General features: G+C 42.3%; 16 protein-coding genes and 1 pseudogene. 13 read left to right on the top strand and 4 right to left on the bottom strand.

What is annotated here, in order from left to right; all coding sequences use genetic code 11:
* Nucleotides 1–46: 46 nt before the first annotated feature.
* The 12 genes from HMPREF0848_RS03750 (at nt 47) to HMPREF0848_RS03695 (ending at nt 11,059) form a co-directional block, all read left to right on the top strand.
* Nucleotides 47–388: a hypothetical protein gene (locus HMPREF0848_RS03750; RefSeq protein ID WP_008534732.1), complete on the top strand. Its 342-nt coding sequence runs from the start codon at nt 47–49 to the stop codon at nt 386–388.
* Nucleotides 389–600: 212 nt separating this feature from the next.
* A complete protein-coding gene (gene alsS, locus HMPREF0848_RS03745; RefSeq protein WP_008534731.1) occupies nt 601–2,277 on the top strand; it encodes an acetolactate synthase AlsS in 1,677 nt (558 codons plus the stop codon).
* A gap of 15 nt (nt 2,278–2,292) precedes the next feature.
* A complete protein-coding gene (gene budA / locus HMPREF0848_RS03740) occupies nt 2,293–3,012 on the top strand; it encodes an acetolactate decarboxylase (protein ID WP_008534730.1) in 720 nt (239 codons plus the stop codon).
* A gap of 162 nt (nt 3,013–3,174) precedes the next feature.
* On the top strand, nt 3,175–3,624 hold the full coding sequence (locus tag HMPREF0848_RS03735) for a MarR family winged helix-turn-helix transcriptional regulator (protein ID WP_008534729.1): 450 nt from the start codon (nt 3,175–3,177) through the stop codon (nt 3,622–3,624).
* A gap of 17 nt (nt 3,625–3,641) precedes the next feature.
* Entirely contained in the window at nt 3,642–4,604 is a 963-nt protein-coding gene (locus HMPREF0848_RS03730; RefSeq protein ID WP_008534728.1) for a zinc-binding dehydrogenase, read from the top strand.
* Entirely contained in the window at nt 4,601–5,329 is a 729-nt protein-coding gene (locus HMPREF0848_RS03725; protein WP_008534727.1) for an ATP-binding cassette domain-containing protein, read from the top strand. Before HMPREF0848_RS03730 ends, HMPREF0848_RS03725 begins: the two co-directional genes overlap by 4 nt.
* Entirely contained in the window at nt 5,322–6,842 is a 1,521-nt protein-coding gene (locus tag HMPREF0848_RS03720; protein WP_008534726.1) for an ABC transporter permease/substrate-binding protein, read from the top strand. Before HMPREF0848_RS03725 ends, HMPREF0848_RS03720 begins: the two co-directional genes overlap by 8 nt.
* A gap of 111 nt (nt 6,843–6,953) precedes the next feature.
* Nucleotides 6,954–7,754, top strand: a complete 801-nt coding sequence (locus HMPREF0848_RS03715) for a PhzF family phenazine biosynthesis protein (protein WP_037608898.1) — start codon at nt 6,954–6,956, stop codon at nt 7,752–7,754.
* Between the two features lie 312 nt (nt 7,755–8,066).
* Nucleotides 8,067–8,669 carry a hypothetical protein gene (locus tag HMPREF0848_RS03710; RefSeq protein ID WP_008534724.1) on the top strand — a complete coding sequence of 201 codons (603 nt, stop codon included), beginning with the start codon at nt 8,067–8,069 and terminating at the stop codon, nt 8,667–8,669.
* Nucleotides 8,669–9,460, top strand: a complete 792-nt coding sequence (locus HMPREF0848_RS03705; RefSeq protein ID WP_008534723.1) for an energy-coupling factor transporter transmembrane component T — start codon at nt 8,669–8,671, stop codon at nt 9,458–9,460. The genes HMPREF0848_RS03710 and HMPREF0848_RS03705 overlap by 1 nt, the downstream gene beginning before the upstream one ends.
* Entirely contained in the window at nt 9,436–10,272 is an 837-nt protein-coding gene (locus HMPREF0848_RS03700) for an ABC transporter ATP-binding protein (RefSeq protein ID WP_037608893.1), read from the top strand. Before HMPREF0848_RS03705 ends, HMPREF0848_RS03700 begins: the two co-directional genes overlap by 25 nt.
* Nucleotides 10,259–11,059 (top strand): energy-coupling factor ABC transporter ATP-binding protein, encoded by an 801-nt coding sequence (locus HMPREF0848_RS03695; protein ID WP_002891034.1) that lies wholly within the window; start codon nt 10,259–10,261, stop codon nt 11,057–11,059. The genes HMPREF0848_RS03700 and HMPREF0848_RS03695 overlap by 14 nt, the downstream gene beginning before the upstream one ends.
* Before the next feature lie 319 nt (nt 11,060–11,378).
* On the opposite strand, the gene HMPREF0848_RS03690 is transcribed toward HMPREF0848_RS03695, so the two are convergent.
* Genes HMPREF0848_RS03690 through HMPREF0848_RS03680 form a run of 3 tightly spaced genes read right to left on the bottom strand, consistent with a single transcriptional unit; the run spans nt 11,379 to nt 12,784 of the window.
* Complete coding sequence (locus HMPREF0848_RS03690) at nt 11,379–11,723, bottom strand: hypothetical protein (RefSeq protein WP_008534720.1); 345 nt, start codon at nt 11,721–11,723, stop codon at nt 11,379–11,381.
* Between the two features lie 35 nt (nt 11,724–11,758).
* Complete coding sequence (locus tag HMPREF0848_RS03685) at nt 11,759–12,229, bottom strand: HXXEE domain-containing protein (RefSeq protein WP_037608891.1); 471 nt, start codon at nt 12,227–12,229, stop codon at nt 11,759–11,761.
* Nucleotides 12,230–12,244: 15 nt separating this feature from the next.
* On the bottom strand, nt 12,245–12,784 hold the full coding sequence (locus HMPREF0848_RS03680; RefSeq protein WP_232203288.1) for a TetR/AcrR family transcriptional regulator: 540 nt from the start codon (nt 12,782–12,784) through the stop codon (nt 12,245–12,247).
* Between the two features lie 426 nt (nt 12,785–13,210).
* Here HMPREF0848_RS03680 and HMPREF0848_RS03675 point away from each other — a divergent pair, with 426 nt between their 5' ends.
* Nucleotides 13,211–14,107: a cation diffusion facilitator family transporter gene (locus HMPREF0848_RS03675; protein ID WP_008534716.1), complete on the top strand. Its 897-nt coding sequence runs from the start codon at nt 13,211–13,213 to the stop codon at nt 14,105–14,107.
* 229 nt (nt 14,108–14,336) lie between these two features.
* On the opposite strand, the pseudogene HMPREF0848_RS03670 reads toward HMPREF0848_RS03675, so the two are convergent.
* Nucleotides 14,337–14,816, bottom strand: a pseudogene (locus tag HMPREF0848_RS03670) (IS6-like element IS1216 family transposase); the annotation flags it as partial.
* Nucleotides 14,817–14,821 lie beyond the last annotated feature (5 nt).

The following is a 14,821-nucleotide window of genomic DNA, read 5'->3' as shown; positions in this document are numbered from 1 at the left end:
CCATCTTTAGGCTATAATAGACAAAAAGAAGCGTTGGGAGGTTGCTATGGAGATTACAAACTTTATTCCCAGTCAGCGACAGGCTATTTTGGAGCGTTTTCAGCAGGTGGAGGACTTGGGGTTTGGAGCTATTCGCATTGAGATGAAGGTCTCTAACCCTATCGGTATTATCTATGAGTGTTACCTCATAGCTGGTGACAATTATTTTTCGGATCAGCCTGTGGTCTCTTTCCGTATTTTGTATGAAAAAGATGTCGAGCGTATTTCTTTGGATGTGAATGATATTCCAGGACGCTCCACTTTGTCCAATTATTTACAACTTTTGAATATTTTTGAGGCTTTGCAAAATTATCTGAATCGTGAATTTTCTAAGGTCAAAAACACATAAACATCTGATAGCATTCAGGTGTTTATTTTGATTTAGAAGTGCAAAAATTCACAATCTTTTTTTCACAAGAATGCTTAAAAACTGTGCTATAATGATAACAGAATTGTGAAGTGATTAAAGTTTGTGAAAAATCGATCAGGCTTTGACCCTTTATGACTTATATTTGAAAGGAAAGTAGGCTCTGTAGTTGATGAGCCAAAAGGACTTGGTTAATGTCAGAAGGAAAGCAATTGTATGGTGCTGATTTAGTGGTTGATAGCTTGATTAACCACGATGTTAAGTATGTTTTCGGGATACCTGGAGCGAAAATTGATAGGGTTTTTGATACGCTTGAAGATAAGGGGCCGGAATTGATTGTTGCTCGTCATGAGCAAAATGCAGCTTTTATGGCTCAAGGAGTTGGTCGAATTACCGGAAAACCCGGTGTTGTCTTGGTGACATCTGGTCCCGGTGTTTCTAACTTGGCGACTGGTTTGGTTACGGCCACTGATGAAGGGGACCCTGTTCTTGCTATTGGTGGTCAGGTTAAGCGTGCAGACCTCTTGAAACGTGCCCACCAATCAATGAATAACGTTGCTATGTTAGAGCCAATCACGAAGTATGCAGCTGAAGTCCATGATGCTAATACCCTTTCTGAGATTGTAGCCAATGCTTATCGTCATGCTAAAGCAGGTAAGCCTGGTGCAAGTTTCATTTCTATTCCTCAAGACGTTACAGACGCTCCAGTCAGTGTCAAAGCTATTAAACCATTGACTGATCCAAAACTGGGGTCAGCTTCTGTCTCTGATATTAATTATTTGGCACAAGCCATTAAAAATGCGGTTTTGCCAGTTTTCCTTTTGGGGAATGGTGCTTCATCAGAGGCGGTAACTCAGTCTATCCGTCAAATTTTGGAGTATGTTAAATTGCCAGTGGTAGAAACTTTCCAAGGAGCAGGTATTGTTTCTAGAGACCTCGAAGAGGACACTTTCTTTGGCCGTGTTGGGCTTTTCCGTAATCAACCTGGTGATATGTTGCTTAAAAAAGCAGACTTGATTATAGCAATCGGTTATGACCCAATCGAGTATGAAGCACGCAACTGGAATGCTGAGATTTCAGCTCGTATCATTGTTATCGATGTAGAACCTGCTGACGTTGATACGTATTTCCAACCAGAACGTGAGTTGATTGGTAATGTTGAAGCAACTTTGGATTTGCTTTTGCCAGCAATCCAAGGATATCAATTGCCTGAAGGCTCAGTTGAATATCTTAAAGGTTTGAAAGATACTGTCGTTGATGATGTCAAATTTGACCGTCAGCCTGAAGAAGGTACGGTCCATCCACTTGATTTGATTGAAGTCTTGCAAGATCAAACTGAGGATGATATGACGGTTACAGTTGACGTTGGTAGTCACTATATCTGGATGGCACGTTATTTCAAATCTTATGAACCTCGTCATTTGCTATTCTCAAACGGTATGCAAACCTTGGGTGTTGCTCTTCCTTGGGCGATTTCTGCAGCCTTGGTTCGTCCAAAGGAAAAGGTTATCTCAATTTCTGGTGATGGTGGTTTCCTCTTCTCTGGACAAGAGTTGGAAACAGCGGTTCGTTTGAAACTGCCAATTGTTCATATCATCTGGAATGATGGGCATTATAATATGGTGGAATTTCAGGAAGAAATGAAGTATGGTCGCTCGTCAGGGGTTGACTTTGGCCCTGTTGATTTTGTAAAATATGCTGAGAGCTTTGGTGCCAAGGGCTATCGTGCGACAAGCAAAGAAGCCTTTGCGCAATTACTTCAACAAGCACTTCAAGATTCTGATAATGGACCTGTCCTTATAGATGTGCCAATAGACTACAAAGACAATATTAAACTCGGCGAAACTATCTTGCCTGATGAATTTTATTAAGAAGAAGGTGTACACATGTCTGAAGCCATAAAATTATTTCAATATAATACCTTGGGAGCCTTAATGGCTGGGCTTTACGGGGGTACGTTAACAGTTGGTGAACTTTTAGAACATGGGGACTTGGGGCTTGGAACCCTTGATTCCATTGATGGGGAGCTAATTGTCCTTGATGGTAAAGCTTATCAAGCCAAGGGGTCAGAAGGTAAGGTTGAGGTTGTTGAGGTTGCTGCTAATGAAAAAGTACCTTATGCAGCTGTAGTTCCACACCAAGCCGAAGTAATCTTCCGACAACGCTTTGAAATGACTGATAAGGAACTTGAAGAACGTATTGAATCTTACTACGATGGGGTTAATCTCTTCCGTTCCATCAAAATTAAGGGTCACTTTAAGCACATGCATGTTCGTATGATTCCTAAATCTGCCCCGGATACTAAGTTTGCAGAGGTGGCAACACATCAGCCGGAGTATGAAGCTGATAATATTTCAGGTACCATTGTTGGTATTTGGACTCCTGAGATGTTCCATGGAGTTAGTGTAGCTGGCTATCATTTACACTTTATTTCGGATGATTTGTCTTTCGGTGGGCACGTTATGGACTTCATTATTGATAATGGTATTGTTGAAGTCGGTCCAGTTGACCAACTCGATCAACGTTTCCCAGTTCAAGATCGCCAGTATCTCTTCGCTAAATTCAATGTCGATGAAATGCGTGAAGATATTACCAAGGCTGAGTAAGCTCGTTTAAAGATATTATTCGATTATAGTTAGAACTTTCCTAGATGATTAGGAAAGTTTTTTTGTTTTTATAATTATTTCTATATCGAAATAGTTGACAGATGTAATGAGTAGATTTACAATAGATTTAGAAAGTTCGATATAGAAGAAAAAGGAGACAAAATGGACAAGAAGCAAGGGGGCTACCAAGCTTTACAGATACGTTTGTTGAACGGGCGACTGTTTCAAAAACTCTTGAGCAAGGAACCAGATGCCCAATACCGAAGTGAACAGGGGAAAATTTTAACGATTTTGTGGAAGCAAGAATTGGGGTGCGCTACTGCGACCGATATCGCTCTTGCGACCGGTCTAGCCAATAATACATTGACCAGCATGGTTAAAAAATTGGCAGAACAAGGCTTGGTTACAATTCAACCTTGCACGCAGGATAAAAGAAAAAAATATATTTCTTTGACAGACCTAGGTTGGGAGCAAAAAGAAATTGGAGACCGTGTTAGTAAAGAGTTGGGTGAGATTTTCTACCAAGGTTTTTCTGATCAAGAAATCCGAGAATTTGAGGCTTATCAAGAGCGTATTATCTCAAATCTAAAAGCTAAAGAAAATGAACTGTAGAAAAAGAGGAGTACCTTATGAAAGCAGTTGTTGTGAGCAGTCCAGGTGGACCAGAGGTATTAGAAGTTGTCGAACGACAAAAACCAGTCCTGAAGCCAGGTTGGACCCTGGTGAAAATCCAAGGTTTTGGTATTAACCATAGTGAAATTTTTACTCGCAAGGGACAATCACCATCTGTGAAATTTCCTCGTGTATTAGGGATTGAGTGTGTCGGTCTTGTGGAAGAAACGACACGACCAGATTTGAAGATTGGTCAGCAAATCATTTCCATTATGGGGGAGATGGGACGTGCCTTTGATGGAGGCTATGCAGAGTATACTCTTATCCCCAATGAGCAAATTTATCCGATCAAGACAGAACTTGATTTGGAAAGTTTGATCACCCTTCCGGAAACCTATTACACGGCTTTTGGCTCTTTTCTTAACCTCAAGATTGAGGAGAAAGACAGCGTGTTAGTTCGCGGAGCAACCAGTGGTGTAGGAATTGCCTTTGCTAGACTGCTAAAAGGCAAATTTCCTAAGGTTCATCTGGCGGGAACTAGCCGAAATTTAGCTAAGGAAGACCAATTGAAGGCGGTCGGATTTGATGAGGTGATTTTGGAGAAGGATGGTGTCTTGCAAACGCAAGAGCAGTTCGATAAGGTTTTGGATCTTGTCGGTCCCAGTGCTATTCTCGATACTTTTGCGCGGACAGCAGAAGGCGGGATGATCTGTTCTTGTGGCCTTCTGGGTGGTCAGTGGACTGTTCCAGACTTTGATCCGATTGAGATGCTCTCTCGCAATCTCTACTTGACGACTTTTGCTTCTGGCAATGTGTCTCCAGACAAGCTTCAGGCTTTGGTAGATTTTGTCGAGCAGTATCATGTGGATGTACGACCTGAAAAGGTTTATAAGATTGACCAAATCCAAAAAGCGCATGCTTATCTGGAAGGAAGCCATTCTTTCGGCAAAGTGATCGTGAAAAATGAGGATGATTTATGATTGAATACAAACATGTAGCCTTGCGCTACACAGAAAAAGACATTTTAAAAGATGTCAATCTCTGTATTGAAGATGGTGAATTTATGGTGCTCGTAGGCCCCTCAGGATCTGGGAAAACCACCATGATCAAGATGATCAATCGGCTACTTGAGCCGACTGATGGCAATATCTACATGGATGGGAAACGCATCAAGGACTATGATGAACGGGAGTTACGTCTCAGTACCGGCTATGTACTTCAAGCCATTGCCCTCTTTCCTAATTTGACAGTTGCGGAAAATATTGCCCTCATTCCTGAGATGAAGGGCTGGACCAAAGAACAAATTGCCTCTAAAACCGATGAACTCTTGGATAAGGTTGGTCTGCCTGCTGCAGAGTATGCAAAGCGCAAGCCAAGTGAGTTGTCTGGTGGGGAGCAACAACGGATTGGGATTGTGCGTGCCATCATTGGGAAACCAAAGATTCTATTGATGGACGAACCATTTTCAGCCTTGGATGCAATTTCTCGCAAGCAGTTGCAGAGTCTCATAAAAGACTTGCATAAAGAATTCGGCATGACGACAATCTTCGTTACCCACGATACAGACGAGGCCTTAAAATTAGCCGACCGGATTGCAGTTTTGCAAGATGGAGAAATTCGTCAGGTTGCAGAACCTGAAACAATTTTACAAGCACCTGCGACAGACTTTGTAGCAAACTTGTTTGGAGGTAGCCCTCATGTCTAATTTAATTTCAACATTTCAAGAGCGCTTTAGCGACTGGCTTACAGCTCTCGGACAACACTTACAATTGTCTCTTTTGACCTTAATTATTGCTATTTTCATCTCAATTCCTTTGGCTATTTATCTTAGTACGCGCGATCGTGCGAGTAACTGGGTCTTGCAGATTGCTGGGATCTTTCAAACCATCCCTTCTATGGCCCTTCTGGGACTCTTTATCCCTATTATGGGGATTGGGACCTTGCCTGCTTTGACGGCACTCGTTATTTATGCCATTTTCCCCATCCTTCAAAATACTATTACAGGATTGCGTGGGATTGACCCCAGTTTAGAAGAAGCAGGGATTGCCTTTGGGATGACCAAATGGGAGCGCCTCAAGAAGTTTGAAATACCTCTTGCCATGCCTGTGGTGATGTCAGGTGTGCGAACTTCTGCAGTAATGATTATCGGGACAGCAACCTTGGCAGCACTTATCGGGGCTGGAGGACTTGGTTCCTTTATCCTTTTAGGGATTGACCGCAATAATGCCAGTTTGATTTTGATTGGTGCCCTATCTTCGGCACTCTTAGCCATCACCTTTAACCTTCTGCTCAAATGGATGGAAAAGGCCAAATTACGGACCATCTTTACAGTCTTTGCGGTCATGATTCTGGGATTGGGAGCTTCCTATGTGCCGAGTCTTATCCCCAAACCAGAAAAAGAAAACCTGATCATTGCTGGGAAGTTAGGGCCTGAACCTGAAATTCTAGCTAATATGTATAAGATCTTGATCGAGAAAAATACGGATATGACAGTGACTGTTAAACCAAATTTTGGCAAGACCACTTTCCTCTATGAAGCTCTGAAAAAAGGGGATATTGATATCTATCCAGAATTTACAGGCACCGTGACGGAAAGTCTCCTCAAGCCGGCGCCACAAGTCAATCATGATCCAGAAGCAGTCTATCAAGCTGCCCGAGATGGTATTAAAAAACAAGACGACCTGGCCTTGCTCAAACCTATGGCATATGAAAATACCTATGCTGTTGCAGTGCCTAAGAAAATTGCTCAAGAGTATGGACTCAAGACCATTTCTGACTTGAAAAAGGTGGAAGGGGAGCTTAAGGCAGGCTTCACCCTAGAGTTTAATGACCGACAGGATGGGAACAAGGGCTTGCAGAAAGTCTATGGTCTTGATCTACAAGTCTCCACCATGGAGCCAGCCCTTCGCTACCAGGCTATCCAGTCCGGTGAGATCCAGATAACAGATGCTTACTCAACGGATGCGGAGCTTGCTCGCTATGACCTTGTGGTTCTAGAGGATGACAAACAACTCTTCCCACCTTATCAAGGGGCGCCCCTTATGAAAGAAGCTCTTCTTAAGAAACATCCAGAATTGGAAGGCATTCTAAACAAGTTAGCTGGTAACATCACAGAGAAGCAAATGAGCCAGATGAACTACCAAGTGGGAGTAGAAGGTAAACCAGCTGCCCAAGTAGCGCATGACTTTTTGGTAAAAGAAGGAGTTATCAAGAAATAAAGAAAACTTTGTACAAAAAGTAACTTTTTCAAGTTGCTTTTTTTAGATACCATTTGTCTGTTTTCTATCCTATTTTCAGATATAATGAAGATAACAAATTAAGGAGCCCCAATGTTAATGAGCCAATATACCATCCCACAATTTATCGTTGATGCTTTTACAGATACCGTTTTTAAAGGGAACCCAGCTGCTGTTTGTCTTTTGGATGAATGGTTATCGGATAATACCTTGCAGAATATCGCCAGAGAAAATAATCTCTCTGAGACAGCTTTTACGGTTAAAAATGATGATTACTATGAATTACGTTGGTTTACTCCGGGTGGAGAAATCGATTTGTGTGGTCATGCTACTTTGGCAACGGCCTTTGTTCTCTTTCAATTTAAAGAAAAAGAAGCTGAAAATCTTACCTTTGAAACACAAAGTGGCGAACTTGTGGTTACTAAGAAAGCTGAGTATTATGAGCTTAATTTCCCAGTATATTCTATGCAGCAAGTTCCAGTCTCAAGTGAGATGGAAGAAGCAATCGGAGTGCGTCCGCTTGAAGCGTGGCTGGGAAGAGACCTAGTCTGTATCTTACCCCATGAAAATGATGTCATCAATGCTACTCCAGATTTTGACAGAGTCAAAGCTTTAGATGGACTCCTTTTAAATATCACTGCTAGAGGGGAAAAATACGATACTGTTACACGAAGTTTTGCTCCAAAATTATCCATTGAGGAGGATCCAGTTTGTGGGTCAGGTCATTGTCATGTCATTCCTTTATGGGCTAATAAGTTAGGACAAGAAGAATTTAGAGCTTATCAAGCCTCTGAGCGAAGTGGGAACCTTAGTTGTCATATAGAAGGAGATAGGCTTTATCTTGCAGGAAACGCTGCCCTCTATAGCCGTGGCGAGATTTATGTGACTGACTAGGGTTCGTCTTGTTAAAAATGGAAGTATAAGCAATAAGGATTAAAGTCATTATAGAAACAAAAAATGTCTAGTAGGAGCTAGGCATTTTCAGTTAACTCATTTTTTTGCAGAATTTTCAGAAAAGACTTGACAATTTCGAGAATAAGCGTATGATATGAGTAAGAACTCGAAAATAGTAATTTTACTATATTAACTTATGTCGACTACGGTTAGTACAGTGAAAATACCTAAGAGTTCAGTTAACTATACTATAGAGCGTTACGTCCGAAAGTCATTCCCGACACGGCTCTTTAAAAACAAAAGGAGAAGATTATGAAAACAGAACCGATTCATCGTACCAGTATGTGGGAATTTAAGTTAAGTGCTGCCACCATGACTTTGATTCCCGCTGCTGTGGGGATTAACTATGTTGCCAAAGCCTTGGCGGAGGGGTTAAAGTTGCCCGTTTGGCTGGGGTCTTTGGGAACCTTTCTTGCCAGCATGTTGGCTGGGCCGGTTGCCGGTGCCATCAGTGGTTTCATCAACAACGTAATCTATGGGCTGACCTTATCGCCAATTTCAACCGTGTATGCGATAACCAGTATCGGAATTGGTATTGCTGTCGGAGTTTTGCACGCCAAGGGGTGGTTCTCGTCAGCGCGACGAGTATTTGTTTCTGCTATTATTATTGCCATCGTTTCAGCTGCCATTTCAACGCCACTCAACGTCATCTTTTGGGGTGGTCAGACCGGTATCGCTTGGGGTGACTCATTGTTTGCGGTAATGGTCGCCAATCATGTACCAGTGTGGCTGGCCTCATTTACCGATGAGTTTGTCTTGGATATTTTGGATAAAGTCTGCGTGTCCTACCTGGCATTCTTCATCTATCGTCAGCTGCCGAAGCGTATGGTGCACTTCTTTAGCGGTGATAAATGATGACTGTTCAAACATTGATTTCTGGAACGCCACGGGTCAAGCTAAAGTGGTACCAGGTGATCGATCCGATTACTAAGCTCTTGTTCATCTTGGACATGACGTTGTTGAGCTTTGCCAGTATGAATTTATTGCTTCAGGCTGGATTAATCCTTGTCGCAACATTGCTATTGTTATTTTCCAAATTGAGTTCTACCATCTTTAAGGCGCTGGGATTCAGCCTGTTTCTGATTTGCACCATGCTGATCATCCAAGGGTTATTTTACAGTCGGAATCAAACTGTGCTGTTTTCTGTGCTTGGGGTGTCGTTCTACAAAGAAGGCCTGATTTACGCCACCACTCTGGGTTGTCGAGTATTGGTGATTATTTTGACCAGTGGCTTTTTTATGGTGACCACGAGTATTTCAGAAAACGCGGCCTATTTGGAACTGTCCGGATTGTCTTATAAAACCGTCTACGTTCTGATGTCGGTGTGTTATATTTTGCCGGAAATGATGCGCAATATGCGGAAAATCCAGCAGGCACAAAAAGTTCGCGGAACCAATCCGCAAAAAACGTTGATTCAGAAATTAAAGTCAGTCCTGCCGGTTCTAATTCCATTGGTGATTAAGACCTTGGATCAATCGATGGCGCGGTCGATTTCTCTCCAACTGAGAGGTTTTGATAATCCCAACCGGACTGTCAGAACCTCCCAGCGCGTGTATCGCCTGTCGCAGACGCTGCACATTGGTCTGACTGGATTGGCAATTTTATTGATTGGGTGGAAGATATGGAAGAAGATAAACGGATTGTAATTGAAAATTTGACCACCCGTTATCCGGGTACTGAGCAACCACAACTACGTCAGATTAACGCGGAGGTTCATACCGGCCAGGTGGTTGGGATTATCGGGAATAGCCACTCCGGCAAATCGACTTTGTGCCGTGTGCTGGCAGGGGTCATTCCCAAAATTGTGTCTGCTGAGATTGAGGGCGACTGGCACATGTTTGGCCAGCGAGTGTCCGACAATTGGCCCGTTTATAATGCCATGAATGGAGTTGTACTGCAAAATCCAGCTGGCCAACTAAGCGGGTTGGCAGACACGGTTGCCGATGAAATCGCCTTTGACTTGATTAATCAGGGAATGGCTGAAGAACTGATTCAAAAACGGGTTGAAGAAGTTGCCACGCAAATGGGGCTGATTGAACAGCTGAATTTGCGTCCCGAGAGCCTTTCCGGTGGTCAGATTCAGCGGTTGGCAATTGCCACGGCGATTGTGGCTAATCCGGCTGTTTTGATTATGGATGATCCGACCAGTCAGATGGATCCCCTTGGCCGCCGGCAATTTTTCCAATGGCTGGCCCAAGTCAAAGAGACGAATGTCTTCATTGTCACCAGTGAAATTGACGATTTGTGCGAAGTCGCCGACGTTGTGTGGGTGCTGCACGAGGGTCAAATGGTAGCCCAGGGCAGGCCGGGTGAGGTGTTTAATCATTTGGCAGCTGACTGGCAGATTCCAGCCCCGACAATCCAGCAACTTGCTCAAAAAATGGATTGGCACTTGGCTGATGGCCAGTATCCGGTGAATGGCGCTGATCTGAAGGAGGCTTGTTATGTCCACAATTGAACTGAACCACCTGACGTTCACTTATCCGGAACGGTCCTTTAGCTTGGATGTTGAAGACAAACACTTCGCCGATCCGATGGTGGCGATTGTCGGCCAAAATGGTGCCGGTAAATCAACGCTCTTCAAATTGTTGACGGGCTTGCTGACACCACAAACCGGTGTGATTAAGATCGATGGAGAAAATTTTAATGATCTTAAACCAGTCGAAAAGTTACTGAAAGTTGGGATTACTTTTCAGAATCCTGACGATCAGCTTTTCAACCCGACCGTTCAACGAGAGGTGGAGTGGAGTGTCGCGCAGGTCATGGATGACCACGACACGATTACGAGGCGGGCTTTAGCGGCTCTAAAAAGAGTTGGCTTGGATGATAAAGCAGCTGAAAGTCCATATGACCTGTCATTGTCGGAACGCAAGCTGTTGAGCGTTGCCACAGTTTTGGCAGTGGATCCGGCGATTTATTTATTTGATGAGCCGATGATGTCGCTTGATTGGGAAAGCCGGCGCAAGTTGACCGCAATTTTCCATCAGTTGGCTGATTCGGGCCACCAAGTTGTGACCATCACCCATGACATGGATTGGGTCGCCGCCGAGTTTGAGTCGGTGTATGTTATGGAACACGGGAAGTTTGGCTTCGCCGGCAGTCCACGGGAATTGTTCAGCGATCACGAACTTGTCCAGCGAGTGGGACTACTACCACCGCGGATTATGGACATAGCGGAGTCGCTGGGTGATTCACAGACATATTTATCGGTTAATGATTATTGCCAGAAAAATCGAGATGTATAGAAAAAGTCACCTCTGCGGGTTTTCCAGATTGAAGGATTAACTTCAGCTTCTGGCAAGAACTCACATGGGTGACTTTTGTGTTTAATAACGTTTCATGATCATCGGGTGCTTCCTCAGATCGCTCGGTTTGATTTTATCAATTAATAAGAGGATTCCGTAGGGGTCCTTTTTTGGATGTTATTTTTCTTATGTAGAAAGTATTGACAGTGATTCAAACATATGTAATAAAGATAATAACGTTTATTTTCTAAATAATAAAGAAGGGCTAGATTTAACCTCTAGGCCCTTTTGAATAATATTTGTAGCGATAAGTATCACATCATCTTAAGTATAGACTAACATATAACAAAATAGTAATAAGCATGTCAATGACAAAACGAATTAGGTGGTGTGATTTGTTGAATTTTTTATTATTTTTACCATTCATGACAGCGCCGAAGCAAATCATAGAGTTACCGAATATCCAGATATAAATTGTCAAGGTGCGACTAATCATTACAAGGAGTAGGGCTAAGATACTAACTATGGCACCAGCTATAATAAATCCGGTTCCTAAGCTTTTTTTGCCATTTAAAATAGCTGATAACGCTGCAACAAGATGAAGCAGGACAAAAGCAAGCGCTAAGAAGACTGTAATGATGCTAAAGATGGGATAAAGTGACATAGATGTTTCCTTTCCAAGATATGATTGTCTAAGTGCTATTTTTTATGACTGATTTTATTAAGAATCATAAATGATACTATAAGATTTAAAACGATAACCAGTAAAGTCAAAAAAGAGTAACCATAGAGTTTGACTGAACTTTCAATTTTTAGAAATGTGATGGAGAACAAGCTCGTTAAAATACCCGTTAACAAGCCAGGAACATATTTTAGAAGGACAATTGTCTGAATCAGGTGTCCGAAAATATGGTAGATATAAGCAATTACAATGGTTGTGTAAATAGTATAGTTGCTAAACTGATAGCTAAGAAAAAGTGATAGCAGAAGGATCAGAAACTGCTCCAAGACAATGGCATTGAAAGTTAAAGGAGTGTAATAAGAAAGGAATCGAATATCTGGAAACTGTGCGGATAGTTTTTTGACAAAGGATGGCATCCATATGATTTCCTCAAGTTCGTGAAGCATGAATAAGGCTGGAAAGAGAAAATAAAATTGAGTGAGGGTCATTAAAAAAACTTCTTTCTAGTTTGAACCAACTTTCAGTATCTCCAAATAAAACTGGACAACTTCCTGCTCGCTATAGGACTTACCTTTTTTTAGCCACCAGCTGAGGGTTTCGATAAAGTGGCTGACGACCAGGTGCTTGAGATAGGAGTGAGGAATGTTGGGGTGTGCTTGAATCAGTTCGTCTGCTAACATGGGATAGACGTCATGTTCCAGTTCTTTTTGCAGTTGGCGGAGAAAGTAGTCATTTTTTGATAAGAGAAGACTGGTAATATGGTCTTGATTTTTCTTAAAATGCAAAAAGATATGCGCCAGGTAGCCTTGTGGAGAGAGGTGTTGAGCACGCTCAAACAAATGGTGAAAGAGCTGTTGACAGAGCTCATCCAGTAGTAACTCCTTGCTCTCATAATGGCTATAAAAGGTCGAGCGCCCCACATCAGCCAGGTCAATAATCTCCTGAACGGTGATGGCTTCGTAGTCTTTTTGGTTGAGTAATTGTAAAAAAGCTTTATAGATAGCATTTCGAGTCTTGGTGATGCGACGATCTGGAACTTTCATATGGACAATTTGAACAAACTGTTCAATAACGTACACAGAGAACGGTTTGCTTCTATCCTTTCTGTTGATAGTATTGGATAATAGATAATGAAGAGAAGAGATAATAGTCTCAGTTCTCGGAATATCTATAGAGTTAAATGATTTATGCAGTAGCTGATTGGTCTCTTTTTCGCTCTTTAGCTCTTTAGCTTCAAAGAGTACCTAATCAGCCTTGCGGGGTGGGAATACGAGAGTGGGACAGAAATCGGTCATTCGTTAGAATTCGATTTCGTCGTCCCACCTCCGCACAGTTGAGTAGGGCTGTAAAAGCTGATGAAATCAGCGTAGTAGAGCCCACTCAACCACTGCGTCTTGCTCGACAATCCAAAGACAATTGAGAGGCTAGGACTTTTGTCCCACTTCCATTATAACAAAGGAAACAAGATTATGAAGACAAAATATGCAGTTTGGCTGGCTTTTTTCTTAAATCTAAGCTTTGCCATTGTTGAGTTTATAGCAGGAGGGATTTTTGGTTCCAGTGCAGTTCTTGCTGATTCGGTTCATGACTTTGGGGATGCGGTTGCTATTGGTATCTCGGCTTTCCTAGAGAGCATTTCCAATCGGAAAGAAGACAGCCATTACACCTTGGGATACAAGCGTTTTAGCCTTTTAGGGGCTATGGTGACCGCTGTGATCCTGATGACAGGGTCTGGTATGGTGATTTTGGAAAATATGGTCAAACTGTTTCACCCACATCCTGTCAATGAAGAGGGACTTTTCTGGCTTGGGATTATTGCGATCAGTGTGAATGTCTTAGCAAGTCTTGTGATTCGTAAGGGACAAACCAAGAATGAATCCATTCTCAGCCTGCACTTTTTGGAAGACATCCTGGGTTGGGTCGCCGTCATCCTGATGGCCATTGTTCTCAGATATACTGACTGGTATATCCTGGATCCGCTCTTGTCCCTTGCTATTTCCTTCTTTATTCTTTCAAAAGCCATTCCACGTTTTTGGTCTACGCTCAAGATTTTCTTAGATGCTGTGCCGGAAGGGGTGAACATCCAGAAGATCAAGACGGATCTGGCAGAGTTGGACCATGTCGCTAGTATTAATCAGCTTAATCTTTGGACCATGGACGGTTTGGAGAAAAATGCCATCGTCCATGTATGTCTGGAGCATGTCAAGCATATGGAGGTCTGTAAAGAGTCTATCCGCACCTTGCTCAAAGAGAGGGGGTTCCAAAATGTTACCATCGAAGTGGATGAAGATCTAGCAACCCACCGAGCCCACAAGCGAAATATCGAAGAGCTGGAGGCAGAAAGTGAGCAAGAGCACCATCATTAAATACAAAACGACTCCTAGAGAAGTAGATTTTCTAGGAGTTTTGTTTTATTCGTTAATTTATGCTAGAATACTAAAAAGAAAAAGTTTTTCCCATATATGCTTGATAGAGGTGCTAAATGAAGAAATTTGGAGAACTATATAGGCAGTTCCGAGAATCCAGAGGTATCCGACTGAAGGTTCTGTTGCAAAGTTTTAAATAAAGAATAAAATCCCTTACGGCATCTATGATTTAAGCTGGGATTCCCAATAATACCTTGATTTCAGTACAGACCGAAAACCCGAAGAGAGTGCCTTCTTTTCGGGTTTTCTTATATAATCCTCGGATGGCTTCCATGCCTTTAATCGTGGGTGAGGCAGTGCGTAAACTTCGATAGAATTTATTGCGTCTCTTTACTGGACGATGGTCTTGTTCAATCAAATTATTCAGGTATTTAATGGTACGATGTTCTGTCCCTTGATAAAAGCCGTATTCTTTTAGTCTCTTAAAGGCACTTGTAATAGAGGGGGCTTTATCTGTGACTACAACCTTCGGTTCATCAAACTGCTTCACTAACCGCTTAAGAAAAGCATAGGCTGCTTGTGTGTCCCGTTTTTTACGTAACCAAATATCCAAGGTTAAACCATCTGCATCGATGGCTCGATACAAATAATGCCATTTTCCTTTAATTTTGATGTATGTTTCATCCATTTTCCATGAATAAAAGGATTTTTATT

It is taken from the genome of Streptococcus sp. C150 (assembly GCF_000187445.1).
Taxonomy (GTDB): Bacteria; Bacillota; Bacilli; order Lactobacillales; family Streptococcaceae; genus Streptococcus; species Streptococcus raffinosi.
This window is presented reverse-complemented; position numbering and strand designations above follow the sequence as displayed.

What these genes read in the sequence shown, in the direction of transcription:
- HMPREF0848_RS03675 (WP_008534716.1), top strand. Translation starts at nt 13,211, where the DNA reads ATGAAGACAAAATATGCAGTTTGGCTGGCTTTTTTCTTAAATCTAAGC.
- HMPREF0848_RS03735 (WP_008534729.1), top strand. Translation starts at nt 3,175, where the DNA reads ATGGACAAGAAGCAAGGGGGCTACCAAGCTTTACAGATACGTTTGTTG.
- HMPREF0848_RS03690 (WP_008534720.1), bottom strand. Translation starts at nt 11,723, where the DNA reads ATGTCACTTTATCCCATCTTTAGCATCATTACAGTCTTCTTAGCGCTT.
- HMPREF0848_RS03730 (WP_008534728.1), top strand. Translation starts at nt 3,642, where the DNA reads ATGAAAGCAGTTGTTGTGAGCAGTCCAGGTGGACCAGAGGTATTAGAA.
- HMPREF0848_RS03720 (WP_008534726.1), top strand. Translation starts at nt 5,322, where the DNA reads ATGTCTAATTTAATTTCAACATTTCAAGAGCGCTTTAGCGACTGGCTT.
- HMPREF0848_RS03710 (WP_008534724.1), top strand. Translation starts at nt 8,067, where the DNA reads ATGAAAACAGAACCGATTCATCGTACCAGTATGTGGGAATTTAAGTTA.
- HMPREF0848_RS03685 (WP_037608891.1), bottom strand. Translation starts at nt 12,229, where the DNA reads ATGACCCTCACTCAATTTTATTTTCTCTTTCCAGCCTTATTCATGCTT.
- HMPREF0848_RS03700 (WP_037608893.1), top strand. Translation starts at nt 9,436, where the DNA reads ATGGAAGAAGATAAACGGATTGTAATTGAAAATTTGACCACCCGTTAT.
- HMPREF0848_RS03715 (WP_037608898.1), top strand. Translation starts at nt 6,954, where the DNA reads ATGTTAATGAGCCAATATACCATCCCACAATTTATCGTTGATGCTTTT.
- HMPREF0848_RS03680 (WP_232203288.1), bottom strand. Translation starts at nt 12,784, where the DNA reads ATGAAAGTTCCAGATCGTCGCATCACCAAGACTCGAAATGCTATCTAT.
- HMPREF0848_RS03750 (WP_008534732.1), top strand. Translation starts at nt 47, where the DNA reads ATGGAGATTACAAACTTTATTCCCAGTCAGCGACAGGCTATTTTGGAG.
- budA (WP_008534730.1), top strand. Translation starts at nt 2,293, where the DNA reads ATGTCTGAAGCCATAAAATTATTTCAATATAATACCTTGGGAGCCTTA.
- HMPREF0848_RS03695 (WP_002891034.1), top strand. Translation starts at nt 10,259, where the DNA reads ATGTCCACAATTGAACTGAACCACCTGACGTTCACTTATCCGGAACGG.
- HMPREF0848_RS03725 (WP_008534727.1), top strand. Translation starts at nt 4,601, where the DNA reads ATGATTGAATACAAACATGTAGCCTTGCGCTACACAGAAAAAGACATT.
- HMPREF0848_RS03705 (WP_008534723.1), top strand. Translation starts at nt 8,669, where the DNA reads ATGACTGTTCAAACATTGATTTCTGGAACGCCACGGGTCAAGCTAAAG.
- alsS (WP_008534731.1), top strand. Translation starts at nt 601, where the DNA reads ATGTCAGAAGGAAAGCAATTGTATGGTGCTGATTTAGTGGTTGATAGC.